The following is a 25,424-nucleotide window of genomic DNA, read 5'->3' as shown; positions in this document are numbered from 1 at the left end:
GGCAATTGGCTTAATGGAAAGTTGGTTTTGTATTTGGGATTATTTGGCAAATTCAAGAATAGAGTTTTAATTAGACCCAAACCCCGAACTCTCGGATATCCACAACAGTTCGCACAGAATTGCACCTCGATCGCTCGGATATCCACAACAGTTAGGCAGAATTGCATTTTATGACCACAAACAAAAACCGCAACCCACCTTGCGGTTTTTTGTTTATATTAGCTACACAAAACAATCATAATGCAACCTGTACTTGAAACAAATCGGCTTGTCTTGAGAGAACTCCACCCCAATGATGCGGAACAGTTCTATCAATTGAACCTAAATCCAAACGTCATAAGATATACCGGAAATACAGCTTTTAAAAATAGGGAAGAAGCCCGCCATTTTCTGGAAAATTATCAGGATTATAAACTAAACGGTTATGGCAGATGGGCTGTAATAGACAAATCAAATGGTGCATTTCTAGGCTGGTGTGGACTCAAATACGACAAGAACCTTGATGAAACCGACATTGGGTTTCGCTTTTTCGAGCACTATTGGAACAAGGGCTATGCTACAGAAAGTGCCAAGGCGTGTATAAGCTATGGGTTTGAAAAACTGCAACTGGAAACCATAATTGGAAGGGCAATGCTGGAAAATGTGACTTCGATTAAGGTACTCGAAAAAATAGGGCTAACCTTCGACAAGGCTTTTGATTTTGATGAGCAAAACAAAGGAGTGATTTATAAAATTGAGAAAGGCTTAAGAAAATGATTATTGAATTAGCGGCTAAAAACGACCACGAAATATTGACATCAATAACAAAGAAGTCAAAAGCCTACTGGGGCTATTCGGAGGAGCAGATTGAGATTTGGTCGGACCAACTCACGATTTCCGAAAGCTATATCGAGAAAAATGCAGTTTACAAGCTTGTTTCGGATACTGCAACAATGGGATATTATTCCTATTTCCATGAAAATGAAAAAACCATAAGATTGGATAATTTATTTGTTTTGCCTGACTATATCGGAAAAGGATTCGGACAAATTTTAATGAACGATTTTTTGAATCGGACGCAATCTATGGGAATTAATAAAATAATTCTCGAATCTGAACCAAACGCTGAAAGCTTTTATGCTAGATTTGGTTTTGTAAAAGTTGGAGCCATCGAAACTTCAATAAAAAATAGATTTTTACCCATAATGGAATTAATTTTAAAACCTTAAAACATGAAAAAGAACATCGTAGTATTGGCAGGATTTCTAACCTCGTTCGGACTTGGTTTTTATGGAAATTCAATTACCGATAAAGGAGTAGCAACTACCGAGAAACAATCAAACACAAACAACGATATGAAATTAGGAGCATTTTCAGTAAGCTTGAGTGTCAAAGACCTCAAGGTTTCAAAAGAGTTTTATGAAAATCTTGGTTTCAAGGTTTTTGCCGGCGGAATGGAGCAAAACTATCTCATTATGAAAAATGAAAGTACACTCATCGGGCTTTTTCAAGGCATGTTTGAAGGCAATATCCTCACCTTCAATCCAGGGTGGGACGAGAATGCAAAAAACATCGAGAAGTTTGATGATGTCAGGGAAATCCAAAAACAGCTAAAAAGCAAGAACATCAAGCTCACAGCCGAAGCCGACGAAAAGACTGCCGGACCTGCAAGCGTGATGCTGACCGACCCCGACGGAAACATGATTTTGATTGATCAGCATCGATAGATACTTGTTTGGAAAGCTTTTTCGGAAGAGTAAAGACGTGGTTGCAAAAAATTTTTTCTTGATGCAACGTTTTTATAAATAAATTCGTCTTCTAATAAAAACTATAGTTCAGTAATCAAAAAACACCAAATCCAATGAACAAATCACTACTAATCTTAACTGTCCTCCTGCTTCAACTTGCAGGATTTTCTCAAAACATTACCGGAAAAATAGTGGATGTCAATACAGGCGAAAGTATTCCGTATGCCAACATCGCTATTTCGGGTGCCGAAAACCTTATCAGTAATGAAGAGGGTTTTTTTAGTATTTCAGGGAAGAACAATGATGCCTCGGTATTGATGGTTTCCTATCTGGGGTATATTAGCCAGCAACTCACCATTGGCACATTAAAAAAACAAAGCAATATTGTAAAGTTGCAACCCGGTGTTTTTGAACTTGATGATGTAGATGTGAATAAAATAAAGCCAAACGCAGATGCAATTATGGCAAAGGTAAAAGAGAACATCAAAAAGAACCACGGAGTGAGCCCGGATGCGATGAAAAAGACGTTCTTTATGCGTGATTTTGGTACGTTCAAGCCTAAAAAACTCGATATTGAAATTACAAAATCAACAGGATTCTCAAAAAAGGCTTTAAAGGATGCGAATGCAGATGTGGCTAGCTTTACCTCAAAACTAATGAACAATCCGCCACAAGAATTTACCGATGTCTTGGCTAATTACTATAGCGGAACGGTTACCGGGAAAGAAAAGCCTGTTTTTACTAATAAGTTAGAGGTGGTGAAAGCCACCAAGCTCAAGGATGAAAACCGTGCAGTTTCCATAGACAATATGGAGAAGATGGCTGCGAATATTTTCTTGAAACATCTTGATACTACAAAGTATTACCGTATCAAGAGTGGATGGTTTGGTTCCCGCGACACGATTTCGTTGCGAAAAGATTACAACAAAAAGAAGAAAAAGAAAGAGAAGAGAACTGAATTGGGTTCGGCAAAATCAAATTTATATTCAACCCTTGCTCAAAATGATGTTCTGGGAAGCCGATTGAATTTTGCCAACCAAACCGATCTTTATGAGTATACTTATGAAGGAGCCGTTTATTCTGCACAAAATGAGTTTGCGTATGTTGTTGGCTTTAAGCCGAAGAAAAGCAAAGCAAAATACACCGGCAAGCTTTACATCTCTGAAAAGGATTTCGCTGTGCTAAGGGCCGATTATAATTTAGCAAAAGGAAAAACATTGGGAGGTTTGAATGTAAAATGGCTTTTGGGTATCAAGGCTTCAGAAAACGTCAGCAACGGAACGGTTATTTATAAGCAAAATGCTTCGGGAGAAGGCTATCATTTGCAGTATGCATCTAGTGAAACAGGTCAGTATTTTTACTTAAACCGTCCGCTAAAATTCATTGAGCTTACTAATGAAGATAAGGATGTGGTGGCCGTTGATATAAAAGTAGAAGGGAACATGACCGAAAAAGTGGAGTTCTTGAATATAACACAAGCAAATATCGAAACGAGTGCACTTGAAGAGGTTAAAGAAAAAGAATTTGAATACATCAAGCTCAAACGCTATGACCCAAAAATCTGGAAAGATTATACCGCCATCGAACCGTTGGAGGAAATGAAGCAGTTTAAGGTTGTGGAGGAGTAGTTTTTAACGTATAACTTTTTTAAAAAAGAAATGAACCATTAAGGTATTAAGGCTCATTAAGTAAACACAAAGCTTAATGAGCCTTAATACCTTAATGGTTTATACAAAAAAAGAGCTTCAATTTGAAGCTCTTTTTAATTTATTATGCTACAACAGCCTCCCCATAAAGGTCAAACTCCGTAGCTTCTATAATTTTGATATCTACAAACTCACCGGTTTTTAAATACTGTTTCGAAGCATCAATCAACACTTCATTATCCACATCCGGACTGTCAAATTCGGTTCTTCCAACAAAATGACCGCCTTCTTTTCTGTCGATGATGCATCTGAAAACTTTTCCCACTTTTTCCTGATTCAAATCCCAAGAAATCTGCGATTGCAATTCCATTATTTCGTTTGCACGAGCTTGTTTTACATCGGCAGGAACATCATCTTCCAATAAATAGGCATGTGTGTTTTCTTCGTGAGAATAAGCAAAACAACCCATCCTGTCGAATTTCATTTCCTGAACCCAGTCTTTCAAGATGTTGAAATCTTCTTGAGTTTCGCCTGGATAACCTACGATCAAGGTGGTTCTGATGGCAATTCCCGGAACAGCTTCACGGAACTCTCTTAATAATTTTGTAGTTTTCTCTTGAGTAGTTCCACGACGCATCGATTTCAAGATGTTATCCGAAATATGTTGCAACGGAATATCAATGTAATTGCAAATCTTTGGCTCACGTTTCATGATCTCCAAAACATCCATCGGAAAGCCCGACGGGAAAGCATAGTGCAAACGGATCCACTCGATGCCTTCCACTTTTACCAAAGCTTCCAGCAACTCGCCAAGATTACGTTTCTTGTATAAATCCAAACCATAATAGGTTAAATCTTGAGCAATCAAAATCAATTCCTTCACACCATCTCTAGCCAAACCTTCGGCTTCCTTCACCAATTTTTCAATAGATTGCGAAACGTGTTTTCCTCTCATCAGCGGAATCGCACAAAAACTGCAAGGTCTATCACAACCTTCGGCAATCTTCAAATAAGCATAGTTTTTTGGAGTCGTCGTCAAACGTTCTCCCAACAATTCATGTTTGTAATCCGCTCCCAAAGCTTTCAACAAGCCAGGCAATTCGGTAGTTCCAAAATACTGGTCCACATTCGGGATTTCTTTCTCTAAATCCGGGCGGTAACGTTCAGACAAGCATCCGGTTACAAAAACCTTATCTACCAAACCACGTTCTTTCTTGTCTGCATATTCCAAAATCATGTTTACCGATTCTGCCTTTGCATTGTCAATAAAACCGCAAGTATTGATCACGATAATATTACCTTCAGTTTCAGCAGGAGCCTCGTGTTCAACGTCTTTGCCACTGGCACGAAGTTGTCCCATCAGGACTTCACTGTCATACACATTTTTCGAACAGCCTAAAGTAATAACGTTGATCTTGTTCTTTTTTAACGATTTGGTTCTCATAGTAATAAGGTCTAAATATTTTTAGAGCGTGCAAAATTACGCTTTTATTTTTAGAAGCGGAATCATTTGGGAATTTTTACTTGGAAGATTACAGGAATGGTGCTGTGAGTTTGTGTTTAAAAGAAAATAAAACCAATCCTACTTTAGATTTAATGCTAAATCGATCAAACAAGGCTGTTCTGTATGATTCTATTGATTTGACAGAAAGGCATAAGATTTCGGCCATCTGATCGTAGGTAAATTCCCTTTCATCGCAAACCAAGGTCAGGAATTCCAGTTCCCGTTTGGATAAGACAATGGATTGTTCACTGTTTTTTTCAGGTTGATGTTCATAGTTACGGATGCGTTTCAAGATTTCGGTTACGTTGGTATAGCCAATCTTCACGATGTTGTCGATAGCTGATTTCAAATCCTGAGCCGTACAGTTCTTGTGCAAAAAACCTCGGGCTCCATAATGGTAGGCATCGTCTATGATCTGTTCGTCAAAATGCTGGGTAAGGAGCAGTACTTTATAATCGCTATTTGATGCTTCTAATTTTTTGAGCACTTCAATGCCGTTCATGTTGGGCATCGAATAATCCAGGATAAAAAGATCGGGTGTGTTTTCTAATGGCAAGGCTTCAAGAAAAGCAACTCCGCTTTCAAATTCGTGGGTTACTTTATAGGTTTCCATTTTTTCCAATAATTCCTTTAAACCCTGTCTGACAATCTTATGATCGTCTATAATGCCGATGGTAATTTTATCCATACTAAATGTTCTTGTTTTCTGAAAGAATGATGGTTGTGCCTTTTTCTGGTTCCGATTGCACTTCAATTGCATAATCGATGATAGAGGCTCTAGCAGTGATATTTTTTAGCCCCAAGCTAGTGGTGCTTTCTTTAACCAATTCATAGTCGAAACCCTTGCCGTTATCGCTAATAGTCATACTAAAACCATTTTTATTTCGAATAGTAATGGTTATTTCAGTTGCTTTAGAATGCTTAAAGGCATTGTTGATGATTTCTTGAAAGATACGGTAGATAACGATTTTTTCATTGGTTGTAAATGTCTTTTCAATGGCATCTGTCTTTAAAAAATGAAAATGGATCGAAGGGTTTTTCTGCAATCGTTCAACTTCTGTTTCTATTACTTTGAGCAGGTTCTGTTTGGTGATGAATTGGTTGTTGAGCGAATGGCTGATGCTTCGGATGGATTTTGATAAATTACTGACCGACTGTGATAGCGGTTCAAGTGTTTCCTTTAGTAGGGGCGAATCCAATTTGAGGTTTTCTATTTGGAAATTGATATAGGTCAATTGCTGTCCGGCATCATCATGCAAATCCTGCGAAATATTGTTCAGTACCTGCTCCTGTGTCTCAATGATAGTGGTGTTGAGGGTTTTCTGGAAATCAATATCCTTCTGATAGATCACCTTGGTGTAGTTTTTAATCTTGTTGATGTAGAGCTTGCCCAATAGCACGCAAAACAGCACTACAAGACTCGCAAACAAAACAACGATAATGATTCCAAAGGCAAAATTAGTGTTCATAGAGCAGTGTTTTTTCGCGGTACATATAGAAGTTAATCAACCCATAATAAACGATGTTCACAAAATAGCCAATGACGGTATAGAGCTGTACATCGCCAAAAACCACCGTTTCGGATAGTTCATGGTTCTTAAACCCAAAGATAACACTCAATCCCAAGAAAAACAGTACGGGTGCAAAAAGCAAGATGTAATTATTGGAGAGGAAGAAACCAAAGTCTTCCTTTTTGAGTCGGTAGAAACTATCAACAATAAAAAAAATCAGGTAGAGGAAGGCACCAAAGATAAAAGTATTGTAATTGAATTTTTGAAGCCCTTCAAACGACACCAGGTTGATGATGCCATAGGTGAGGAATACCGTCATCACAATCCTTCCGAGCATTTTTCTTTTGGTAATCTTGAACAGCAATAAGAGCCAAAGCGAATGATGAAACAAGGTTGTAATGGAATAAACCAAACTGATGTTGATTTTATGGTAGAGAAAAATCAGGCACGCCACCTCACTCGTAAGGCTTACGAAGAGTATCGACAGCAAGATGTGGTGTAGTTTGTTGTTGCGTTTGTAGGCAATCAAAACAACAATAAAGGAAACAAACACCAATAATTGCGTAAAGTTCATGAAGGGTAGTAGGGTTTGAATCATAATTCCACGCAGTTCTCTTTTGGGGTTAAGAAAATAAGCGTGAAATTACAAAAATTAATTAATTAAGGTAAAAATACTTCCCAATCAGGGCGGAATCTGAGAATAATCATAATAATTATAATGTCCAGAAGTGTCTTTTACCCTGAAAATAACAATCTTATGGTTGTTTACACTTGCTGTTGCAAACTCAAAAATACTGCTGTTTTTTAGGCTGTATTTGTCTACGATGCTTCTAAAAAGAGGAACAGAAAAACAGTTTTGGTCAAACAGGAAATTATTGGTCATAGAGAAGCTCAAGACGTTACTGCTGCTGATGTTTATAGTGGTGTATTTATTGTAATTTGTAGTAGTGAAATTACCTCCATTATTAGCAATCTGGGTTTTAATTTGCGACAAATTCATAGAAATATAGGGGCTAACATTACTAATGCTTCCACTGCTGATGTTATGAGCACATTCGATATAGGGATAGGTAGCTTCAAAAAAAATATAACTGCCATTTTCTCTAAGCCAGGCTGCATAATCAACCTCTCTAATTTTGGAGGCATCAATAGCTACGATGCCATCCCCAGTGCCAATCTGTTTTTCGCGAGTGGGAACATCATACATGTATTCTTGATTGTCTATCTGCCAATCGTTGTAAGTATCTTCAGGGATTCTGTTCACGGCCACAAAAATAAGTTGTTCACAGCCTTCAGGGTCTTGCTGGTCACAACATTCATAACATATTATGGCACTTATGATCAAGATCAAAAGCAACAAAATAAGAATTTTTATTCTCTTCATTCTTGGAATTTTGTTTCAATTGTTTATAAAAGGGGCGGTCTATCTAGCAAGTTGATATCGAATCAGCAGCAGGTTCAGATTCTGCTTCTTTTCTTCCTGAGGCTCTGCTTTTTTAACAGGAATGCTAAACGAAGCACTGATGCTTGCTATCAGAAGAAGGAGTATCATTTTTTTCATATTTGCTGTTTTTTTTGGTTCATTACAAAGATTATGCTTTTCTATAAATTCTGATATAGGGAAAACCCTATTTTTTTATAGGTGTTTCACTAGTTGTCTTATGATTGGTTTTTACGGCTGACATTATATAAGCCAAAAAGCAGGATTAAGCGATGGGATGCATATCGTGAAGTAACCTCAGACAACAAAAAGAGGTATGCTGTCAAGCGGATTAAGAATTAAGTTGCTATTGTTATAAAAGCTTAAAAAAGAAGCCGCTTTACTGGATTGCAAAGAGGCTTCTTTTTTACTTCATTGTTTCTTCTTCTTAAATTTATACGTTTGATTGTACTAAATTTTCTTTCAGAATATTAGAAAGTAATTGCACCGCATATAAAATCTTCAATTTATAGCTTCAAATAGGGGATAGGTGACCTTACATCCCATAAGTGCTCTTATTTCTTGATGATCTTTCTGTAAAAAACCTTGTTGTCGCTGTCGGTAAGCTTCATTATATAAACACCGGTAGGATAACTGGCTATGGTAATATTATTTTGATGATCTTCCCATGATCCCATCTTTCTGCCATCTACGGCATACAACAAGATGCTTTTTATAGTCTTGTTGTCTTCCAAAGAGATGTTGACAACATCTGTTGCAGGATTAGGATAGAGTTTAATGTTTGATTTTGTAAGATCTTCAACGGATAAAACAGCACAAGGGGAAAGCATAATACCATTATCGTTCAAATCGGTATCAGTCCTTACAATGGCCCGTGCCACTACCGAACCATTTTGTTTGTTTCCAATAAACAATGGCTCGTCATTCATCACGAATGCCGCATATCCATTGCTAAGTGCATCCAGTTGCATATCGTTGTCCACTATCTTTTCAGCTATTTTTGCACCTGTTGTACCGTTTATCTTCATAACTGCCCATCCACCGTTTTCATAACCATAGGATCCACAATAACCTGTTGCATAGATGGAACCGTCACAGCCAATGTCAAAATGTGAGGCCGCTTGATAGTTAGGGAAATTTGGTCCCAATGGTGGGATAGTCATTTGAGGGGCAGTTCCCGTCCATGCCTGTGTTCCGGTTTCAGTATTGATTTTCTTTACAGCAAAATAACTTGTTGAAGCCCCAACGGTAGTATGCTCTAAACTCATATAGAGATGGCCATCATAAAATTTAGCGTAAGCCATCCTGCTGCCGTAAACGCTGGAGTTCACACTATTCAATCCCCAAATTTGGTTGCCGTTGTTGGAATCTACCTTAAAGACATCAATATCATCAGCACCACTAACCAGATAAAGGTTGTCCTGTGCATCCATTAGCAACTCGTCCAGTTCCATTAAGTTTGGCGAAATGGTAGTATTGTATTCTTTGTCCCACATTGGTGCATCAAAATTATAACCGTTGATTTTTCGTATGTGTGGTACGACAGTCTGATTGAAATTATAGGCATATCCATATATTATATTTTCTTTTGAATCTTGTACCAGATTGCCTAAGAAAGTTCCTGACCATTGGTGTATGAGTTCCGTAACTGGTGCTGCACCTTTGCTGATCTTATAAATCAAATGGCCACCCGAAATGTTGTTCACCTCCGTAAGATTAGAACAAATTAGTATGATTTCAGACTTACGTACCAGTACCCTTACTACATCGCTGTATAGGGTAGATTTTAAGAATTGTTGTGATTGCCAGAGTAAGGCTCCTGTTTGCATATCAATCTTGCTAATATGCATGCCATTATAATAGTGGATTTCAAGAAAGCAGAAATTACTCCCGTCCTCATGGAGGATAACTTTTTTTACTTCATCGGATTGGTTGTAGGCAACAGCCCAAATCTCAGAACCCGAAGCATCCAGTTTGGTGAGTACTACTTTTCCAATGGTATTACCCACTGTATTCTGCCTTGTTGCCAAAAGGATGTTGTTTCCAGAGCGGGCCGAATCCATATAAAAATCACATGTCTGGGCCTCGGTCGTAACTGTGCAGAGAAGAAAGGATAGTAGCGTGATGTATAGTGAACGTTTCATCTTAATTGAGTGTTATGGATTTTGTGAGCAGGCAACCCTGTGCATTTGTAAAAGTAACCGAATAGGTACCCCCTTGAGTGATTGCAATCTTTTGTGTAGTAGCACCTGTTGACCAAAGTACTGTAGCGGTTTGAATTTTAGGAACACTCAACGATTTATAGGCACCACAATTATCTTTTTCTACCGTAATCTCAAAATCCCCTAATTTTAAGATATTGCTCACGGTCTTGCTGTCGTTTGAAAAATTATTATCATTGGTATTGTTTGGATTGGAAACAATAAAATTCAGCTTGGTATAGAAGGTGTTGTCGCCAATGATGCAATTCGGAACCACAACTTGTGCTGTTTCCGAAGGATTGATTAGGGTTGTAGCGGTCACAGGAGTTCCTGCAAAATCGTTTATAGTGGTTTTGATATCGAGCGTGTTGACTATAGTTGCTCCATTGTTCTTTATGGCTAAAATAACGTCACCATTTTCACACCCTGCAAGTGTTGGCGTTACTATTTCAAGCAACTCTATGTCAACGTAAGTTGAAAAATCCATATCAAATTCATCAGCACCGATGTCAGGAATAGCGTTTCGTGTCTGTCCGTCAATATCTGTCGTTATGGTTGCAATAGCTACCCCGCTGTTGTTTAGCATAGAGGCATTTTGGGTATGCAAATCAGTATCCGAATTATAGACATAGCCCACCACCTTGCTGTTTGCTTCCTTGTTGCTGAAGCTCTTCCATTGCGGAAAGGTGTAATATTTTTCCAGATTCGGATTGTCTACATACATGTAACGTACGGTCTTGATGTCGTTTTTAAAAGCATTGTAGCTAGAACTGTAAACCGAAAGAGGAATGTTGTCCATCACAGCAATATCTTGTTTGCCAGAGGAGCAGAATACATTGTTCCGAACCTGATAGGAAAGCGCGGCTGTCGAATTGTATTCCTTGTCAATCAGCAGGCAGTTGTGGGTCGATTTAAAATTATTATGGGATACCCTCACGTTTTTAAAATAGGAGATGTAGAGGTTCTGATGCTGTGAGTTGATGAAATTATTATACACCGTTGCTGTATGGTCTCCTGGTGCAGCACTAAGTCTTACGGCAGCGGTACTGAAACTACCTGTATTGTTCGCTTGTGGATTTTGAATTTTATTAAAGCTGACAGTCAGGTTTCCTTCACAGATCAATGCCGCTATACTGCTGTTGACAGCAGTTCCAAATGTATTGTTGGTGATGGTCAAATTACTTCCCCTGTTAACTTCAATCGCATTCGTCCCGGCATAAGGAAAATTATTGCCTGATATTACCAGATTTGCAATTGGAGATGCATAATTTGCCCGGTAGATGCAGCGACCGGGACTGCCAGAAAACAAATTGTCAGCAATGGTCATATTGTCACCTAACACTTCCATATAATAGCCTCCAAAGGCATTTGTAAAAGTACAATTACGTACTTGTATAAAGTTGCCGTTAAGATTAAATACATGGCTATTGGAAGGGGTGCTAAAATGATACGGATTGAATTTTAAGTATTTAAAGATGCAATGATGGGCATTTACAACCCATGGTCCACCAGTGATGGTCACACTCTCCGCATTCAAATTTTCCGACTGAAACGTAATCGTATTGGTTGCCGACGTTCCTGCTACATTTCCGAGCATAAACTGAAAGGAACTGTAACTTCCGGGTTGAAAGTTAAAAACTACAGGACCCGAAACACCTTGCGTTTCAAGTGCTGTTATTGCTTCGGCGAGGGTGGCATAATTGCCGGCATTAGTTCCTATTGTGTAGTTTCCATTGAGTTGGGACCACAACGAAAAAGGAACAATCAAGAATAGCAGAAGTATTTTTTTCATCAAAAGGTAAGATTTTTTGTAAAAATACTTTTTTTTATGAATTAATCTAATAATTTGAATGATTTATTTGCTGTACTCCAATTGTTTCTCTAGCAGTTTCTGTAAATTACAAAATAGTCAGATAAGGCCTGCCCTTGCATTTTTGCTGGATGAAACCAATAACTTTCTCATACGTCTTCCAATTGGTCGTAAAATTAAACAGGATATATAGCATCCTTTCCTCACGATTTATCGAAGCCGAATAGACTTGCTCCAACGACGAAACAAATCCGTGCATTTCCAGTTGTTCACAGCCTTCAGGGTCTTGCTGGTCACAACATTCATAACATATTATGGCACTTATGATCAAGATCAAAAGCAACAAAATAAGAATTTTTATTCTCTTCATTCTTGGAATTTTGTTTCAATTGTTTATAAAGGGGGCGGTCTATCTAGCAAGTTGATATCGAATCAGCAGCAGGTTCAGGTTCTGCTTCTTTTCTTCCTGAGGGGTTGTTTTTTAATAGGAATGCTAAACGAAGCACTGATGCTTGCTATCAGAAGAAGGAATATCATTTTTTTCATCTTTGCTGGTTTTTTTGGTTCATTACAAGGATTGTACTTTATCATAAGTCATCATGTAGGGAAAACCCTATTTTTTTATAGGTGTTTCACTAGTTGTCATAATGTTTGTTTTTTTTGTAATTTTATATAAGCTTAAAATTTTAATAATCAGAATATTAAGTAGTTTTTTTTGCTGTTGATACCGATCTTTTCGGAAGGCTACAACAGCTGTATCCTTGTCTAACTAAAAAAAATAGCACTATATAACGCTTTTTTGGCTAATCATCAGTGGCATACAAGTCACAATTTCAGAATGTTATGTTTTTGTTAGGAACTTAAAATAACCATTTGTAGGGATTTTTTAAAGCTTTTTTTTCACCAATTTTGTTAGTGCCAATACTGCAATAGTAGGTTTTAATTCTTATCATTTATGGAAATATCAAAAATACTTGAGATTCTAATAGCCATGGGGCTGTTTTATTTTCTGTTCAGTTCCTTGGTTTCAGTGGTTTTTGAATGGTATTCCTATCAAACCAAGAAAAGGGGAAAGTTTCTTCACGAAACCATTCTAAAGCTTTTGGAGGATCCTGTCAACCAGAGCTACGGAGCCACGCTCTATTCGCATCACACGATTGACAAGCTAAAGAAAGGAAAAAATTCCTATCCCCAATACATTTCTTCCGAGATGTTTGCTGATGCGTTGATTGATATAATTGGATCGCAGTCGGACCGCATTTCTTTTGACAATCCCTTTGAAGCAATGAAATCAGAAGAGCCTTTTGAGGTGAAATTGACCGAAAACCGTATCACGGATCCTTTCGCACGATTTGGAGAAGGCCTCAAAGCAATGAACTACAGTCCGCTTAAAAATCAGTTGAGGTTTTATTATGAAAAGGCAGAAAGCTACAGCGAGTTGAAATCCAATATTAAAGTATGGTTCGATGATTATATGGAGCGTGTAAGCGGCTGGTATAAGATGAAAACCCGATCGTCCTTGTACATCATCAGTTTTATGGTTGCTGTTGGTTTCAATCTGGACTCTATCACCATCATCAAAAAAATAAACAGCGACGATGAAGTCCGAAAAAAAGTGATGGCAATGGCAGAACGCATTGTCCAAGAAGAACTACAAGTCAATGCAATTGACAATGTAAAATACGAAGCCTTGGCCTATCCTACGGAAAATCAAAAAGATTTTACCTCAAATGCCAACAGCAATAATGTAGAATCTGTACTGGAAGCCTATAAAAAGACCGAATTGGTTTTGCGGGAACTGGAGCAGAATGCCATCCCCATAGGCTACTACGGCGCTAAAAGCTTTGTGAATATTTTCAGCAGCTTTTCTTCCGTTTTCTGGTGGCTCTGCGGTATAATTATTTCAACGCTTGCCTTGAGTTTTGGAGCACCCTTCTGGTTTGAGGTAATGGTAAAGGCCATCAATGTAAGAAGATCAGGAATTAAACCCAATTAAACGACTATGAAAAATACATTCAACACCCACGTACATATTTTCAACGGACAGTGTGCGCCAAAAGACTTCTTGCAGGTCGGGGTTGCCCTGGGAGACGGAATTTCAAGTTTTCTAAAATGGCTGTTCCAGACCAAGCCCGTTGCCTGGATCATCGTTAAGATGGGCTACCTGATTCCCAACAAGATGCTCCAGTTTCTAAAGATAGGTGTCATGGCCAGCCAAGAGCAAGTATTGGAATACCTGCTGGACGGCTACAAACGAACCCAGTATTCCGACATGAAATTCATCCCCCTGACACTGGATATGGATTATATGACGGACACCAAGAATAAGCCCAATCAGGATTTCAAATCGCAGATTCACGAGATGGTACAGCTAAAGAAGACCTATCCTGACAAGATATTTCCCTTCTATGGCATCGACCCAAGAAATCCGGAAACCGTGACCTTGAAAGAATTCAAATCGCTTTTTGAAAACCACACCTTTTCAGGCATAAAGCTGTATCCTGCCAATGGATTCTTTCCGTTTGACCCTCGTTTGGATGCCATGTACCAATATGCAGTAGCCCATAACATTCCCATCATGACACATTGCACAAGAGGAGGAAGTTATTTCATCGGCAAGGATGTTTGGCAACTGATTCCGGATGTTCCACCCTCCTTAAATCCCGACCATCCCGAAATGCTAGCCATTAATAAGCGGATTCAAGCCTACAAAAAGAGCACCGACAAGTTTTTTAGATCCAACGGAAGGGTATGCAACCTGTTTTCACATCCGTCCAATTATATTCCGGTTCTCGACAAATACCCAACGCTCAAACTGTGCATTGCCCATCTGGGTGGCGATGTAGAAATCTTGGGAAAGGACAACAAGAACAGCAAGCAATTAAGCATCCATACCAAATCCCACCAATTGGAAGAAAATGCACAATCGTGGTACGGCTTTATTCTAGAAAACATACTTGCACCCTATCCCAACACATACGCTGATATTTCGTATTCGTTGAGCGACAGTTCCAGTATGAAAATCCTCTACAACGACCTCCAATCGGGTAAGGCAAATGCAGAACGAATGCTCTTTGGAACCGACTATTTTATGATCCAGAAGGAATTCACCGAGATGGAAGCCATCAGCACCGGAGAAAAGGAACTCAAGCAATATCTATTAAAGATGATGTCCGATAACAATTGGAAGTATCTAAGCAGAACATAACGACCAGGTAGCCGAAAAGGGAAGATAGAGTAGGCGAAATAAAAACTAAAAGTCATGGATAAAGACACCCCCAAAATCGATAAACTGAAGGTTGATAAGCTTTTAAAAGCCGTATCAACTTTAAATTCATTTACAACCCTTGCCACAGAAGGGAATGAAATCTATCTTGACGATCTTTATAAGATAGTTCCCGCTTCGGAAAAGAAAGTCACTTTTTCATTGTCATTCCAAAACGTAGGAGTAGCAACTACAACAAAAGCTTATTTAGAAAGCGAATTAATCCTTCCTGCAGAAAATGGCTCCATCGATAATTGTTTCATCGAAAAGAATACGAACCTGCGAGGTAAGACGCTTTCTGTGTTTTCTTATATCACCACGACAAATCTTTCCAGTCCTTCGTTACCATTTGATTTCAAAGCTTCGCTGGTCATCAAAGGAGGAAAATCAACTATCAAGTTTCCAATTGCGAATCAAGTGACATTACAAAATGTTGGTGATAGCGTCTCTCTAAAACTAACCCTCTTCTTTTATTAAAATCGTGTACCATGAAAAAAACAATACTTATTGCGTTTCTCAATGTTGTTTGTCTGACAGCTCAAGCACAAGAAGAAATTAAGTTTGATGGTTTAAAAGCTCCTTCATCGCCAGCTTTTAATTTGCTTGGCATTTCTCCAAGTTCTATTGATCAGCCTACGGATATAACCTCTTTTGCAGTTTCTATTCAGAATGCAACAAGTGACTTTAGCTCGATACCCAATAATTATGCAATGGAATTTTTACCCTTTACGCTTTTTAGTAAAAACTCTATGACCACAAAGGAATTAGGAGATAAAGAATTTAAAAATGTTTTTAAGCAGACCTTTTTAATTTCGCTCGGGGTGGCAAATGAAATAAACGATGATATCGCAGCAGTTCCAAAACTCACGAAGCTGGGTATGGGATTAAAATTCTCCATCATTAGACCTGCATTTACCGACACTACACTTATTAATTTAAAAGAATTGTACAATGCCCAAGAAAAAGTTTTAGATTTTGACTTTGCAAGGCAAAAGGAAAGAGAACAAAAAGATTCTTTGCTTATTAAGTATAAAGAACTAAAAAAAGAAATCTTATCACAGGGTTTGTCAGAGTCAGAGGAAAAAGCAAAACTTTCGGAAATAGTAAATCTTGAACAAAAACGAAAAATAGAATTATCTAAAGAGACAATACATTTATCTACAGAACAAAAAGACACAAAACGACAGTTAGAGGATAAGGTAAGTGAAAAGGCAAAGTCTTTAGAATTCAAAAGAAGCGGACCATTCCTAGATTTTGCCTTAGGATCCGTAATTGATTTTAAGGATGAGACTTTTAACAGAAGTCAGTTGAGCAAGTCAGGAGCTTGGCTAACAGGTGGCTTCATCCATAATTCGTTGGATATATTAGGGGTTGCCCGATATTTGTACCAGCCCGATAAAATCTTGGCAGATGATACTGGATTATTGGACACAGAAAATATTTCTTCTCTTGATGGCGGAGTAAGGGTTGTTTATAAAACACTAAAAAAGCAACAACTTTCCCTAAGTGCGGAAGGACTTTACAGAAGTGTTTTAGACAGTGACCTAGTGGATTCGAGTTGGAGATTAGTTGCCAATGCTTCCTACGATTTTGGGAGTAATCAAGTAGTTACCTTTAGTTTTGGTAAAGATTTCGACAACACTTTCATAAAAGAGGACAACCTTGTCGCCGCCTTAAACTTTATTATCGGTTTTGGAGATAGTGTCAAAAACGATACAAAATAAGTAGAGTAAGTATTAAAAAAATAAATCAGGAGAAGCTACCTTTCCGATAAGTAGTTATATCCTGCAATTTTCAAAGACCTTAAACCAAAACTGGTTCTAAGGTCTTTTTTTTGTTTTAATGTGACGGTTAATGTTTAATAGAGTGCAAAAGTTAATAGAATGGCGTTGTTTGTGTAATTTAATAAATTTTCACTAATACATACTAAATTTTGTTAAAATAAGTTATAATGTTGTATTTTAATTAATAATAAACGCCAAATGCAAAACGAAAGAAAAAAACAGCAAGGTCGTTCTAAAAGTGTATCATCAAGTAAAAAAAGAGGTATCAAGGACGAAGAGTATTACGACAATTCCGATTTAAAAAGAATGTTTAACACCAGCGAAAGCACCCTCTACCGAATGCGAAGAGATCAAGAATTGCCTTATCAAAAACTTCGAGGCAAGATCTGTTACCCCAAATCGTATTTCAACACGACTTTCCTGCAAAAATGTCTGGATCGATTGTCAAAATCTGAAAATGATTAGTACCGGAACCGCCTACGAAAGTTGGCGGTTTTTTTTGCTAAAATAACACCTTTTTCAAACCTCATTTTTACACCCTTTTATAGGGTTTTCTTCGAGTGTTCTTCGACACTTGTTCGTATGTTCTTCGCAAAAAGGGTGTGTTTTGCGAAGAACGTACGAACAACACCCGAACATGACCCGAAGAAAAGGGGTAAAAACAACACCCTGGGCATACTCTAAAGCACAAGGTTTCACAACCAGTCAGCATCGGTCAATATCGGTCAGATTATTTCAAAGTACTTCACTTTTAGTCAATACCGTTCTATTTTTTCACAAGCTAGGTGTTTTAAAAAAGGCGTTCTATTTTCGTTTTGAATTCGGCTGTAGTGGCCGGGTCGTATTAAGTAACCCTATAAAAAAATAAAACTATGGGAACATACAACAAAGGGATTTTAGGTGCTTTTTCAGGTAAGGTAGGACCCGTTGTGGGGGCAAATTGGCGAGGTAAGGACGTGTTGCGAAGCTTGCCCAAGAAATCGAAAAAGGAACCAACGGAAGTGCAATTGAGGCAACGTCAGAAATTTGCTTTTGTAACGGCTTTTCTCACTCCCTTAACGCCTATGATGGGACGTTATTTTGGGCAAAAATCGGGCGATCGTTCCAAGCGTAATATGGCGATGTCCTATCACATGAAGGAAGCCGTGACCTACAATGGTGCGGAGTGGGAGATGGTTTATCCAAAGGTGCAAATCAGCAAGGGCGAACTCTTGGGCGTTGCTGTACCTGTTGCAACGGCAGAAGCCGGTGGTATTATTCGTTTGGAATGGAAAAATAATTCGGGACAGGCAACCGCAAAGGCCGATGATGAATTGGTTGCCGTGGTGTATGACCCGTTAAATAAAACATCGGAGATGTTCTTTAAGGTGGGGCTTCGTGCTGACGAACAGGGCGAATTGCAAGTGCACGATTCTCTGATAGGAATGGAAGTACATTGCTGGATAGCCTTTGTTTCCACTGATGAAAAGCGATATGCCACAAGCAATTATCTGGGAACGATTAAGGTTCTTTAATCGGATGGATCAGCCTCAAGGAAACTTGGGGCTTTTTTTGGTTGAGAGGCTGATTTGCGGAATAACTTCATAACTGTTTTTTTTTTTTGAAGCTTCTCCCAACTCCCAACTTCGAACTCCCATCTTACATCAAAAAATAGGGTTTTACCTATTGTGGGGTGTGGGGGAATGTTGGAAATTGTGTGAGTGTAAAAAAAAAGTTTTTGGGAATGTGGAAAACCGTAAAAATGCTGTTTTAGCATTATCTACATTTACCAACGACTAATAGATTATTTCTACAGCAGATGTTAAAATTACTAAATAAGAAAATATGTTAAGTGGATTTTTTTAGGTAAGTTTGACTATTAATCAAATGTTAAAAATTTTAATGACCTTACAACAGTATATATCCAAATTAAATATTCTTTACCAAACAGGTAATGCACGAGAACATAGTTATAGGGGAGACTTGCAAAACTTGTTTATGGCTATTGTTCCAGACGTATTGGTAACCAATGAGCCAGCACGAGTGGCTTGTGGAGCACCTGATTATGTTTTTACTAGAAAAGATGTTCCTGTGGGTTATGTGGAAGCAAAAGATATTGGTTTTGAATTAAATAGTAAATCATTTAAAGAACAATTTGACCGCTATAAAGCAGGTTTAAGTAATTTGATTTTTACAGATTATATGGATTTTCATTTCTATAAAGATGGAAATCTTGTTACTAAAGTTGCCGTTGCAAAATTAGAAAACAATCAAATAGTTGCACTACCCGATAATTTCAATACGTTTACTGAACTTATTAAAAACTTCACGGTTCAAGTTACACAAACCATCAAGTCGCCTACCAAGTTGGCACAAATGATGGCGGGAAAAGCCAAATTAATGGCGGATGTAATAGAGAAATCTTTGAACAATGACGATGCAAACCAAATACGTTCGAGCATAAAGAGCCAAATGTTATCGTTTCAGCAAATGCTGATTCATGATATAGACAATAAATCATTTGCTGATATCTATGCTCAAACTATTGCTTATGGTATGTTTGCCGCACGTTATCATGACCCTACTTTGCCAACTTTTTCCAGACAAGAAGCTGCAGAATTGATTCCGAAGAGTAATCCTTTCTTGCGAAAGCTTTTTCAAGACATTGCAGGCTATGATTTGGACAGCCGTTTGGTGTGGATTGTAGAGGAATTGGTTTCGATATTCTTGGCCAGTGATGTTGCCAAGATTATGAAAAACTTTGGAAAGAGCACCAAGCAGGAAGACCCTGTGGTGCATTTCTATGAAACCTTTTTGGGCGAGTACAATCCTGCTTTAAGGAAAGCACGAGGAGTTTGGTACACGCCACAACCTGTGGTTAATTTTATAGTTCGAGCAGTTGATGATATCTTGAAAACAGAGTTTGACTTAAAAGACGGTTTAGCCAACACCAGCAAGATTAAGATTAAGAAAAAGGCGGTGACACAAACCTTGGGCAAGAATGCCAAGATTAAGGAAGTGGAGACAGAAGTGGAAGTACATAAAGTACAAATACTAGACCCTGCTACTGGGACAGGAACATTCTTGGCAGAAGTGGTGCGACACATTCATAAAAAATTTGAAGGACAGCAAGGCATTTGGAGCAAATATGTCACCAACGACTTGATACCGAGATTGAATGGTTTTGAGTTGCTGATGGCGAGTTATGCCATGGCACACTTAAAGATGGATATGCTGTTGACCGAAACAGGCTATAAACCTACCGACGACCAACGATTTAGAATATTCCTGACGAATAGTTTAGAGGAAGCACACCCTGACACACAGACACTTTTTAGTTCTTGGCTTTCGGATGAAGCGGATCAGGCTAATGCTATAAAGCGTGATGCTCCTGTTATGGTGGTAATGGGGAATCCGCCTTATAGTGTGAGTAGTTCTAATAAAAGTGAATGGATTCAAAATTTAATTAAGGATTATAAAAAAGATTTAAACGAAAGAAAAATAAATCTTGATGATGATTACATAAAATTCACTCGTTTTGGACAGCATTTTATTGATAAAAATGGAAGTGGAATTTTGGCCTACATTTCTAATAATAGTTTTATTGATGGTGTTACACATCGTCAGATGAGAAAAAATCTATTAGAAAGTTTTGACAAAATTTACATTTTAGACTTACACGGATTCTCAAAACTTAAAGAAATAAATTTAGTAGCTACAAATGATGAAAATGTGTTTGACATTCAACAAGGTGTTAGTATTAACATTTTTGTAAAAACAGGAAAAAAAACTAATAAAGAATTAGCTACTATTAAATACTTTGAGCAATATGGTAAAAGAATAGAAAAGTACAATTTTTTAAACGAAAACCATATTAATAAAATTGATTGGATTACTTTAGACCCAATTAAACCATACTTCTTTTTTGTAAAAAAAGACTTTTCTGAAGAAGAGAATTATAGATATGGATTTGAAGTTAATGATTTATTTATTAATTCTAATTCAGGCATTAAAACTGACAGAGATAGTTTGTTTTATGATTCTAATAAAGACAATTTACAAAATAGGTTTAATACTTTACTATCTAATGATTTTAATAAATCATTTACTGATCAGTACAATATTTATGATTCTGGCAGTTACAAAATAACATCGGTAATTAAGAATAAATTATTTGATTCAAAATTTATTAAAAAAACTATTTATCGGCCATTTGATTCACAATGGACATATTATGATCCAATAATTATAAGTCGTCCTGCTCAAAAAGCAATGATTCATTTAAACGAAAAAGATAATAATGGATTGATTTTAGGAAGACAAGGTCAAGTTATTGGACACATGCAATGGAATCTAATTTTTTGTACAAATACCTTGTCAGATTACAATGTATTTTATAGAGGTGGTGGCTATGTATTCCCTCTTTACATTTATCCAGAAACCACAACACAACAAAGTTTACTAAATGAAGTAATTCGCACCCCAAATTTAAACATGGAAATTGTCAACAAAATAGCTACTGATTTAGGGATGGAGTTTGCACCTGAAAAGGCGGATTACTCCATACAAACAGAAGAAACTAACCAGCTGACACCAATTGATATTCTGGATTATATTTATGCTGTATTGCACTCGCCAAGCTACAGAGAAAAATACAAAGAGTTTTTAAAGATTGATTTTCCGCGTGTTCCTTACCCTAAAAATAAGAGGGAGTTTATTGACTTGGTAGGTTTGGGTAGTCAGTTACGTCAAATTCACTTGCTTGAAAGTGACATTGTGGAACAGTATATTACTCAATATCCGGAGGATGGGGATAATGTTGTAGGCAAAGTCATTGCGAAGAATGAAGCAATCACAGATATTGAGTCGGTACTTTTAAACGTTTACATCAACGACACTCAATATTTTAAAGGTGTACCAGAGAACGTTTGGAACTTTTATATTGGAGGTTATCAGCCTGCTCAAAAGTGGTTGAAGGATCGAAAAGGTCGTGAATTAAGCTATGAGGATATTTTACATTATCAGAAGATGATTGTGGCTTTGAGTGAGACTGGGAGGATTATGGGGGAGATTGATGGGATAACTTTATAAATCACAAATCCAATAATTAAAATTAAATTACAATTATGGAAAAATATTTGACTAACACTGAAAAATTAGTAAATCACATTTATTGGTTCTATGAAGATTTGGAAACACTTCCCACAAAAGATCATTACGGTCTGTCAATTAATTATACTGATTTAAAGGAAAGAAAAGATGACTTTTTATCAGAGTTAATCAATACAGTAGTTAGTTGGGTATATAACAATACTAAATCTAAAGATTTGCTTGATAAGAGGTTTGAAGAAACAAAGGATTTAGGAAATGCAATAAATTTTGTCACCAGTCAAGCTTATAAAAAATTCAGAAAAGGACATCCCCAGGGTCAGTTTGGTGAGCTTTTATTGTTTAATCTGATTCAGCATTATTATAAAGCTGTTCCTGTTTTAAGAAAACAGAGGATAACAACTTCAACAGGGCATGAGAGATTTGGTGCTGATGCTATACATTATAAAAAAGATGGAGATAATAATATTTTTATATTAGGTGAGTCAAAATGCTATAAGACTGATTATTCTTTCAATAAAGCATTTGAAACATCATTGAATAGCATTGTAAATACATTTAATGTTCTAGATAAAGAATTGGATTTATATTTATATGACGACTTTTTAGAAGAAGAGTTAGAAGCTATTGTAAAAGCTTACAAAAATAACGAATTAAAAAATGTAAAATTTGAATTAGTATGTATGGTCGCGTATAGCGAAACTAATAAAATTTCAGGAAGTGATGAAAAGAGTATCAAAGAAGCAATAAAAGTAATTATAAAAAATCGATGTAAAGATTTTGATAAGGATAAATTCAAGGTAATAAACGAGGCTTTATTAACTAGAATAAATTATATAGTATTTCCAATTTGGGAATTAGACATTTTATTAGACACATTTCAATCTAAAGTTGGATCCGTATGATATTGGAAAAACATAGAGAGCTGATTAATTATCTATTGGATATCGAACATAAATCAATAGCCATTAAATTACAATTGGTTAAACAGACTACGATAGCAATCACAGACGAACGATTATATAAAGCTATTGGAATGATTGATTACTATTCAAGAAATAAAGATGATGAATCAAAGCAATTAGTTATAGTGTTGTCCTCTATCTTGTATACTTATAAGGAAAAACATTGGACTGGATTGAACGATTTTTTGGTTATTGTCTTATCTCGAATTGGTTTTGCTCCTTCCGCAATTATGGTTGATGAAAATTTTGATAACGAATCAAATACATTTACTCCATTAAATAGTTTTATTAGTCAAATAAACACTACTATAAACCAATTAAATAACGAAATTGTAATAAAAAATAGAGTTTATTTGCTAACTGACTTCCAAAGAGAGGTTTGGAATAAAAGTAAAGAATCTAAATTTTTAGGTATATCGGCACCTACTTCTGCGGGAAAGTCGTTTATAATTCTTTTAAGATGTATTGATAATATAATTGCAGTAGGTGGGAATATTGTTTATATAGTTCCAACCTTAAGTTTGATTAATCAGGTTGTCAATGATTTTCATATTAATCTAAATAAATATGGTCTTAATGACTATGAGATACTTACGAACTTTAAAAAGGATAAAAATAATAAAATTATTTATGTCTTAACTCCTGAAAGAGCAATTTCAGCTTATAATGAAAATGATAAACCTTTCGGAAATGTCAATTCTTTCATTGTAGATGAAATCCAAAATATAGAACGGATAGAAAATAAAGAAGATGAGAGATCTAAAATATTATTTGATAGTTTAGTAGAGCTTAGTTTTAGCTATAATCCCGATTTAATTATTTTTAGTGGGCCAAGAGTGTCTGGACTGAAGAATATGGGATTTGATATTTTTAATGAAAAAAATTCAAATGAAATTAGTGCAGTTTCATCTCCGGTTACAAATTTCACATACAGTATTTCTAAAAAAGGGAGCAAATATTATTTAAAGCAATATTCTCAAATAAAAAAAGATTATTCAATTATTGAGATTATTAATACAAATTATTTAAAAATAGGAGGCTCACAATATGATGATAAATATTTGTCATATTTAAGTAATTTTTTAACTCAAATAGGTTCTGATAGTAAAAATATTATTTTCTCACCAACCTCAGGGACTGCAAGAAAAATAGCCATTGATCTTACTAAAAAGCAGTTGAGCATTAATAATAGCATTAAATTAAAAAGTTTAATAAACTATGTATCTGATACCGTTCATCCAAATTATGACTTATGTACGACATTAGAATATAGTATCGCTTACCACCATGGAAAAGTACCCTCCCATATAAGAAATGTTTTGGAATATGCAATTAAGGAAAAAATGATTAAAAATATTGTTTGTACAACCACATTAATGCAAGGAGTTAACTTACCTGCACAAAATGTTATTATGAGAAATGGATATCTTTCAACAAAGAAGTACAAAGGTATAATGCAGAAGTTAACTAACTATGAGATTTCTAATTTGAGAGGACGAGCAGGAAGATTGTTAAAAGATTTTATTGGCAGAACATTCGTGTTGGATGAAAATGCATTTGATGATGAAATAAAAAAACAAGGCGAATTATTCCAAGATGAAAATAAAGACTTAAAAACAGGATATGGAAAAATTTTTAATGAAAATAAATCCGTAATAACTGATGCTGTTTTCAACAACAGAAGCAATGAAGATTTAAAGGAAGATATAGGAAATGAAGGAAAATTTATAATAACATATATCCGCTATAATATCTTAAAACATGGTATAAATTGTCTAGAAAGGTTAAATTCAGTTGGCATTAATTTGAACAAGATAGATATAATTTCTATAAAAAATGAGCTCGATAAAGAATTAAGGGTTCCAATTAAAATATGTCTAAAAAACAGATATGTGGATCCTTTAATGATAAACAATATTTACATCAACATTGACATCTATAAAATTCCCACAGATATTAATAGTAATAGCTTAAGCAATGACTTATACAATTTAGTGAACAAGATCCGAATAGAATATCCCATTTATTACAGTAAATATTTTAATATCCAAAATGAATTACCAGTAACATTTTTCTATACTGTAATTAATTGGATGAAGGAAAAGCCACTTACAAACATATTAAGTGGAGATTATTTCAACAATGCTGATAATATAGATAAAAAAATAGACGATATTCAAAAGAGCATATGTTTTGATTTAACATCAATGCTGAAACCCTTCTACTCAATTAAAAATCCTGATTCCAATATTTTAAGTTGTATGGAGATGGGAGCATATAAATCTTTAACCTTACAGCTAATTAGCTTAAACATTCCCCGAGAGGTGGCATTAATTTTAAGCAAAACATTATTTGATAATTTAAATATAAGAGACAATGATATAACCGACTCATTTTTGAAAAGAATTATTAAAGAAAATATTGAAAATATAAATTTTTGGAATGCTATTCAATTAAAACACTTACTTTAAGAAACTTTTTA

General features: G+C 36.2%; 21 protein-coding genes. 13 read left to right on the top strand and 8 right to left on the bottom strand.

What is annotated here, in order from left to right; all coding sequences use genetic code 11:
- Positions 1-240: 240 nt before the first annotated feature.
- The 4 genes from J2X31_RS00680 (at position 241) to J2X31_RS00665 (ending at position 3,355) form a co-directional block, all read left to right on the top strand.
- Positions 241-756 carry a GNAT family N-acetyltransferase gene (locus tag J2X31_RS00680; RefSeq protein ID WP_310023600.1) on the top strand — a complete coding sequence of 172 codons (516 nt, stop codon included), beginning with the start codon at positions 241-243 and terminating at the stop codon, positions 754-756.
- A complete protein-coding gene (locus J2X31_RS00675; protein ID WP_310023599.1) occupies positions 753-1,208 on the top strand; it encodes a GNAT family N-acetyltransferase in 456 nt (151 codons plus the stop codon). Before J2X31_RS00680 ends, J2X31_RS00675 begins: the two co-directional genes overlap by 4 nt.
- Before the next feature lie 126 nt (positions 1,209-1,334).
- The gene (locus tag J2X31_RS00670) at positions 1,335-1,706 is read left to right on the top strand and encodes a VOC family protein (RefSeq protein WP_310024199.1); all 372 of its coding nucleotides are present in this window, start codon (positions 1,335-1,337) and stop codon (positions 1,704-1,706) included.
- Between the two features lie 134 nt (positions 1,707-1,840).
- Complete coding sequence (locus J2X31_RS00665) at positions 1,841-3,355, top strand: carboxypeptidase-like regulatory domain-containing protein (protein ID WP_310023597.1); 1,515 nt, start codon at positions 1,841-1,843, stop codon at positions 3,353-3,355.
- Positions 3,356-3,497: 142 nt separating this feature from the next.
- Here the strand turns inward: J2X31_RS00665 and rimO are convergent, their stop codons facing one another.
- The 8 genes from rimO to J2X31_RS00625 all read right to left on the bottom strand — a co-directional run bounded on the left by rimO (position 3,498) and on the right by J2X31_RS00625 (position 12,210).
- Positions 3,498-4,817: a 30S ribosomal protein S12 methylthiotransferase RimO gene (gene rimO, locus J2X31_RS00660; protein WP_310023596.1), complete on the bottom strand. Its 1,320-nt coding sequence runs from the start codon at positions 4,815-4,817 to the stop codon at positions 3,498-3,500.
- Positions 4,818-4,905: 88 nt separating this feature from the next.
- On the bottom strand, positions 4,906-5,565 hold the full coding sequence (locus J2X31_RS00655) for a response regulator (RefSeq protein ID WP_310023595.1): 660 nt from the start codon (positions 5,563-5,565) through the stop codon (positions 4,906-4,908).
- A gap of 1 nt (position 5,566) precedes the next feature.
- Complete coding sequence (locus tag J2X31_RS00650; RefSeq protein WP_310023594.1) at positions 5,567-6,346, bottom strand: sensor histidine kinase; 780 nt, start codon at positions 6,344-6,346, stop codon at positions 5,567-5,569.
- Positions 6,336-6,962 carry a hypothetical protein gene (locus J2X31_RS00645; RefSeq protein WP_310023591.1) on the bottom strand — a complete coding sequence of 209 codons (627 nt, stop codon included), beginning with the start codon at positions 6,960-6,962 and terminating at the stop codon, positions 6,336-6,338. The genes J2X31_RS00650 and J2X31_RS00645 overlap by 11 nt, the downstream gene beginning before the upstream one ends.
- A gap of 108 nt (positions 6,963-7,070) precedes the next feature.
- A complete protein-coding gene (locus J2X31_RS00640; protein ID WP_310023589.1) occupies positions 7,071-7,772 on the bottom strand; it encodes a hypothetical protein in 702 nt (233 codons plus the stop codon).
- Between the two features lie 611 nt (positions 7,773-8,383).
- Positions 8,384-9,973 carry a T9SS type A sorting domain-containing protein gene (locus tag J2X31_RS00635; RefSeq protein WP_310023588.1) on the bottom strand — a complete coding sequence of 530 codons (1,590 nt, stop codon included), beginning with the start codon at positions 9,971-9,973 and terminating at the stop codon, positions 8,384-8,386.
- A 1-nt stretch (position 9,974) separates the two neighbouring features.
- Positions 9,975-11,822 (bottom strand): right-handed parallel beta-helix repeat-containing protein, encoded by a 1,848-nt coding sequence (locus J2X31_RS00630; RefSeq protein WP_310023586.1) that lies wholly within the window; start codon positions 11,820-11,822, stop codon positions 9,975-9,977.
- A 106-nt stretch (positions 11,823-11,928) separates the two neighbouring features.
- A complete protein-coding gene (locus J2X31_RS00625; RefSeq protein WP_310023585.1) occupies positions 11,929-12,210 on the bottom strand; it encodes a hypothetical protein in 282 nt (93 codons plus the stop codon).
- A gap of 585 nt (positions 12,211-12,795) precedes the next feature.
- Between J2X31_RS00625 and J2X31_RS00620 the strand changes: the two genes are divergently transcribed.
- From J2X31_RS00620 to J2X31_RS00580, 9 genes are all read left to right on the top strand, one after another.
- Positions 12,796-13,836: a hypothetical protein gene (locus J2X31_RS00620; RefSeq protein WP_310023584.1), complete on the top strand. Its 1,041-nt coding sequence runs from the start codon at positions 12,796-12,798 to the stop codon at positions 13,834-13,836.
- A 6-nt stretch (positions 13,837-13,842) separates the two neighbouring features.
- On the top strand, positions 13,843-15,048 hold the full coding sequence (locus J2X31_RS00615; protein ID WP_310023583.1) for an amidohydrolase family protein: 1,206 nt from the start codon (positions 13,843-13,845) through the stop codon (positions 15,046-15,048).
- Between the two features lie 54 nt (positions 15,049-15,102).
- Positions 15,103-15,582 carry a hypothetical protein gene (locus tag J2X31_RS00610; RefSeq protein WP_310023582.1) on the top strand — a complete coding sequence of 160 codons (480 nt, stop codon included), beginning with the start codon at positions 15,103-15,105 and terminating at the stop codon, positions 15,580-15,582.
- An 11-nt stretch (positions 15,583-15,593) separates the two neighbouring features.
- Complete coding sequence (locus tag J2X31_RS00605) at positions 15,594-16,829, top strand: hypothetical protein (protein WP_310023581.1); 1,236 nt, start codon at positions 15,594-15,596, stop codon at positions 16,827-16,829.
- Positions 16,830-17,087: 258 nt separating this feature from the next.
- Positions 17,088-17,354: a helix-turn-helix domain-containing protein gene (locus J2X31_RS00600; protein WP_310023580.1), complete on the top strand. Its 267-nt coding sequence runs from the start codon at positions 17,088-17,090 to the stop codon at positions 17,352-17,354.
- 407 nt (positions 17,355-17,761) lie between these two features.
- On the top strand, positions 17,762-18,403 hold the full coding sequence (locus tag J2X31_RS00595) for a DUF6266 family protein (RefSeq protein ID WP_310023579.1): 642 nt from the start codon (positions 17,762-17,764) through the stop codon (positions 18,401-18,403).
- A gap of 367 nt (positions 18,404-18,770) precedes the next feature.
- Positions 18,771-21,959, top strand: a complete 3,189-nt coding sequence (locus tag J2X31_RS00590) for a type ISP restriction/modification enzyme (RefSeq protein ID WP_310023578.1) — start codon at positions 18,771-18,773, stop codon at positions 21,957-21,959.
- 35 nt (positions 21,960-21,994) lie between these two features.
- Positions 21,995-22,882, top strand: a complete 888-nt coding sequence (locus J2X31_RS00585; RefSeq protein ID WP_310023577.1) for a HamA C-terminal domain-containing protein — start codon at positions 21,995-21,997, stop codon at positions 22,880-22,882.
- Positions 22,879-25,413: a DEAD/DEAH box helicase gene (locus J2X31_RS00580; RefSeq protein WP_310023576.1), complete on the top strand. Its 2,535-nt coding sequence runs from the start codon at positions 22,879-22,881 to the stop codon at positions 25,411-25,413. Before J2X31_RS00585 ends, J2X31_RS00580 begins: the two co-directional genes overlap by 4 nt.
- Positions 25,414-25,424 lie beyond the last annotated feature (11 nt).

Source organism: Flavobacterium arsenatis (assembly GCF_031456785.1).
Taxonomy (GTDB): domain Bacteria; phylum Bacteroidota; class Bacteroidia; order Flavobacteriales; family Flavobacteriaceae; genus Flavobacterium; species Flavobacterium arsenatis.
Note: the sequence above shows the minus strand (reverse complement) of the source record. Positions and strands in the feature narration are given on the sequence as shown.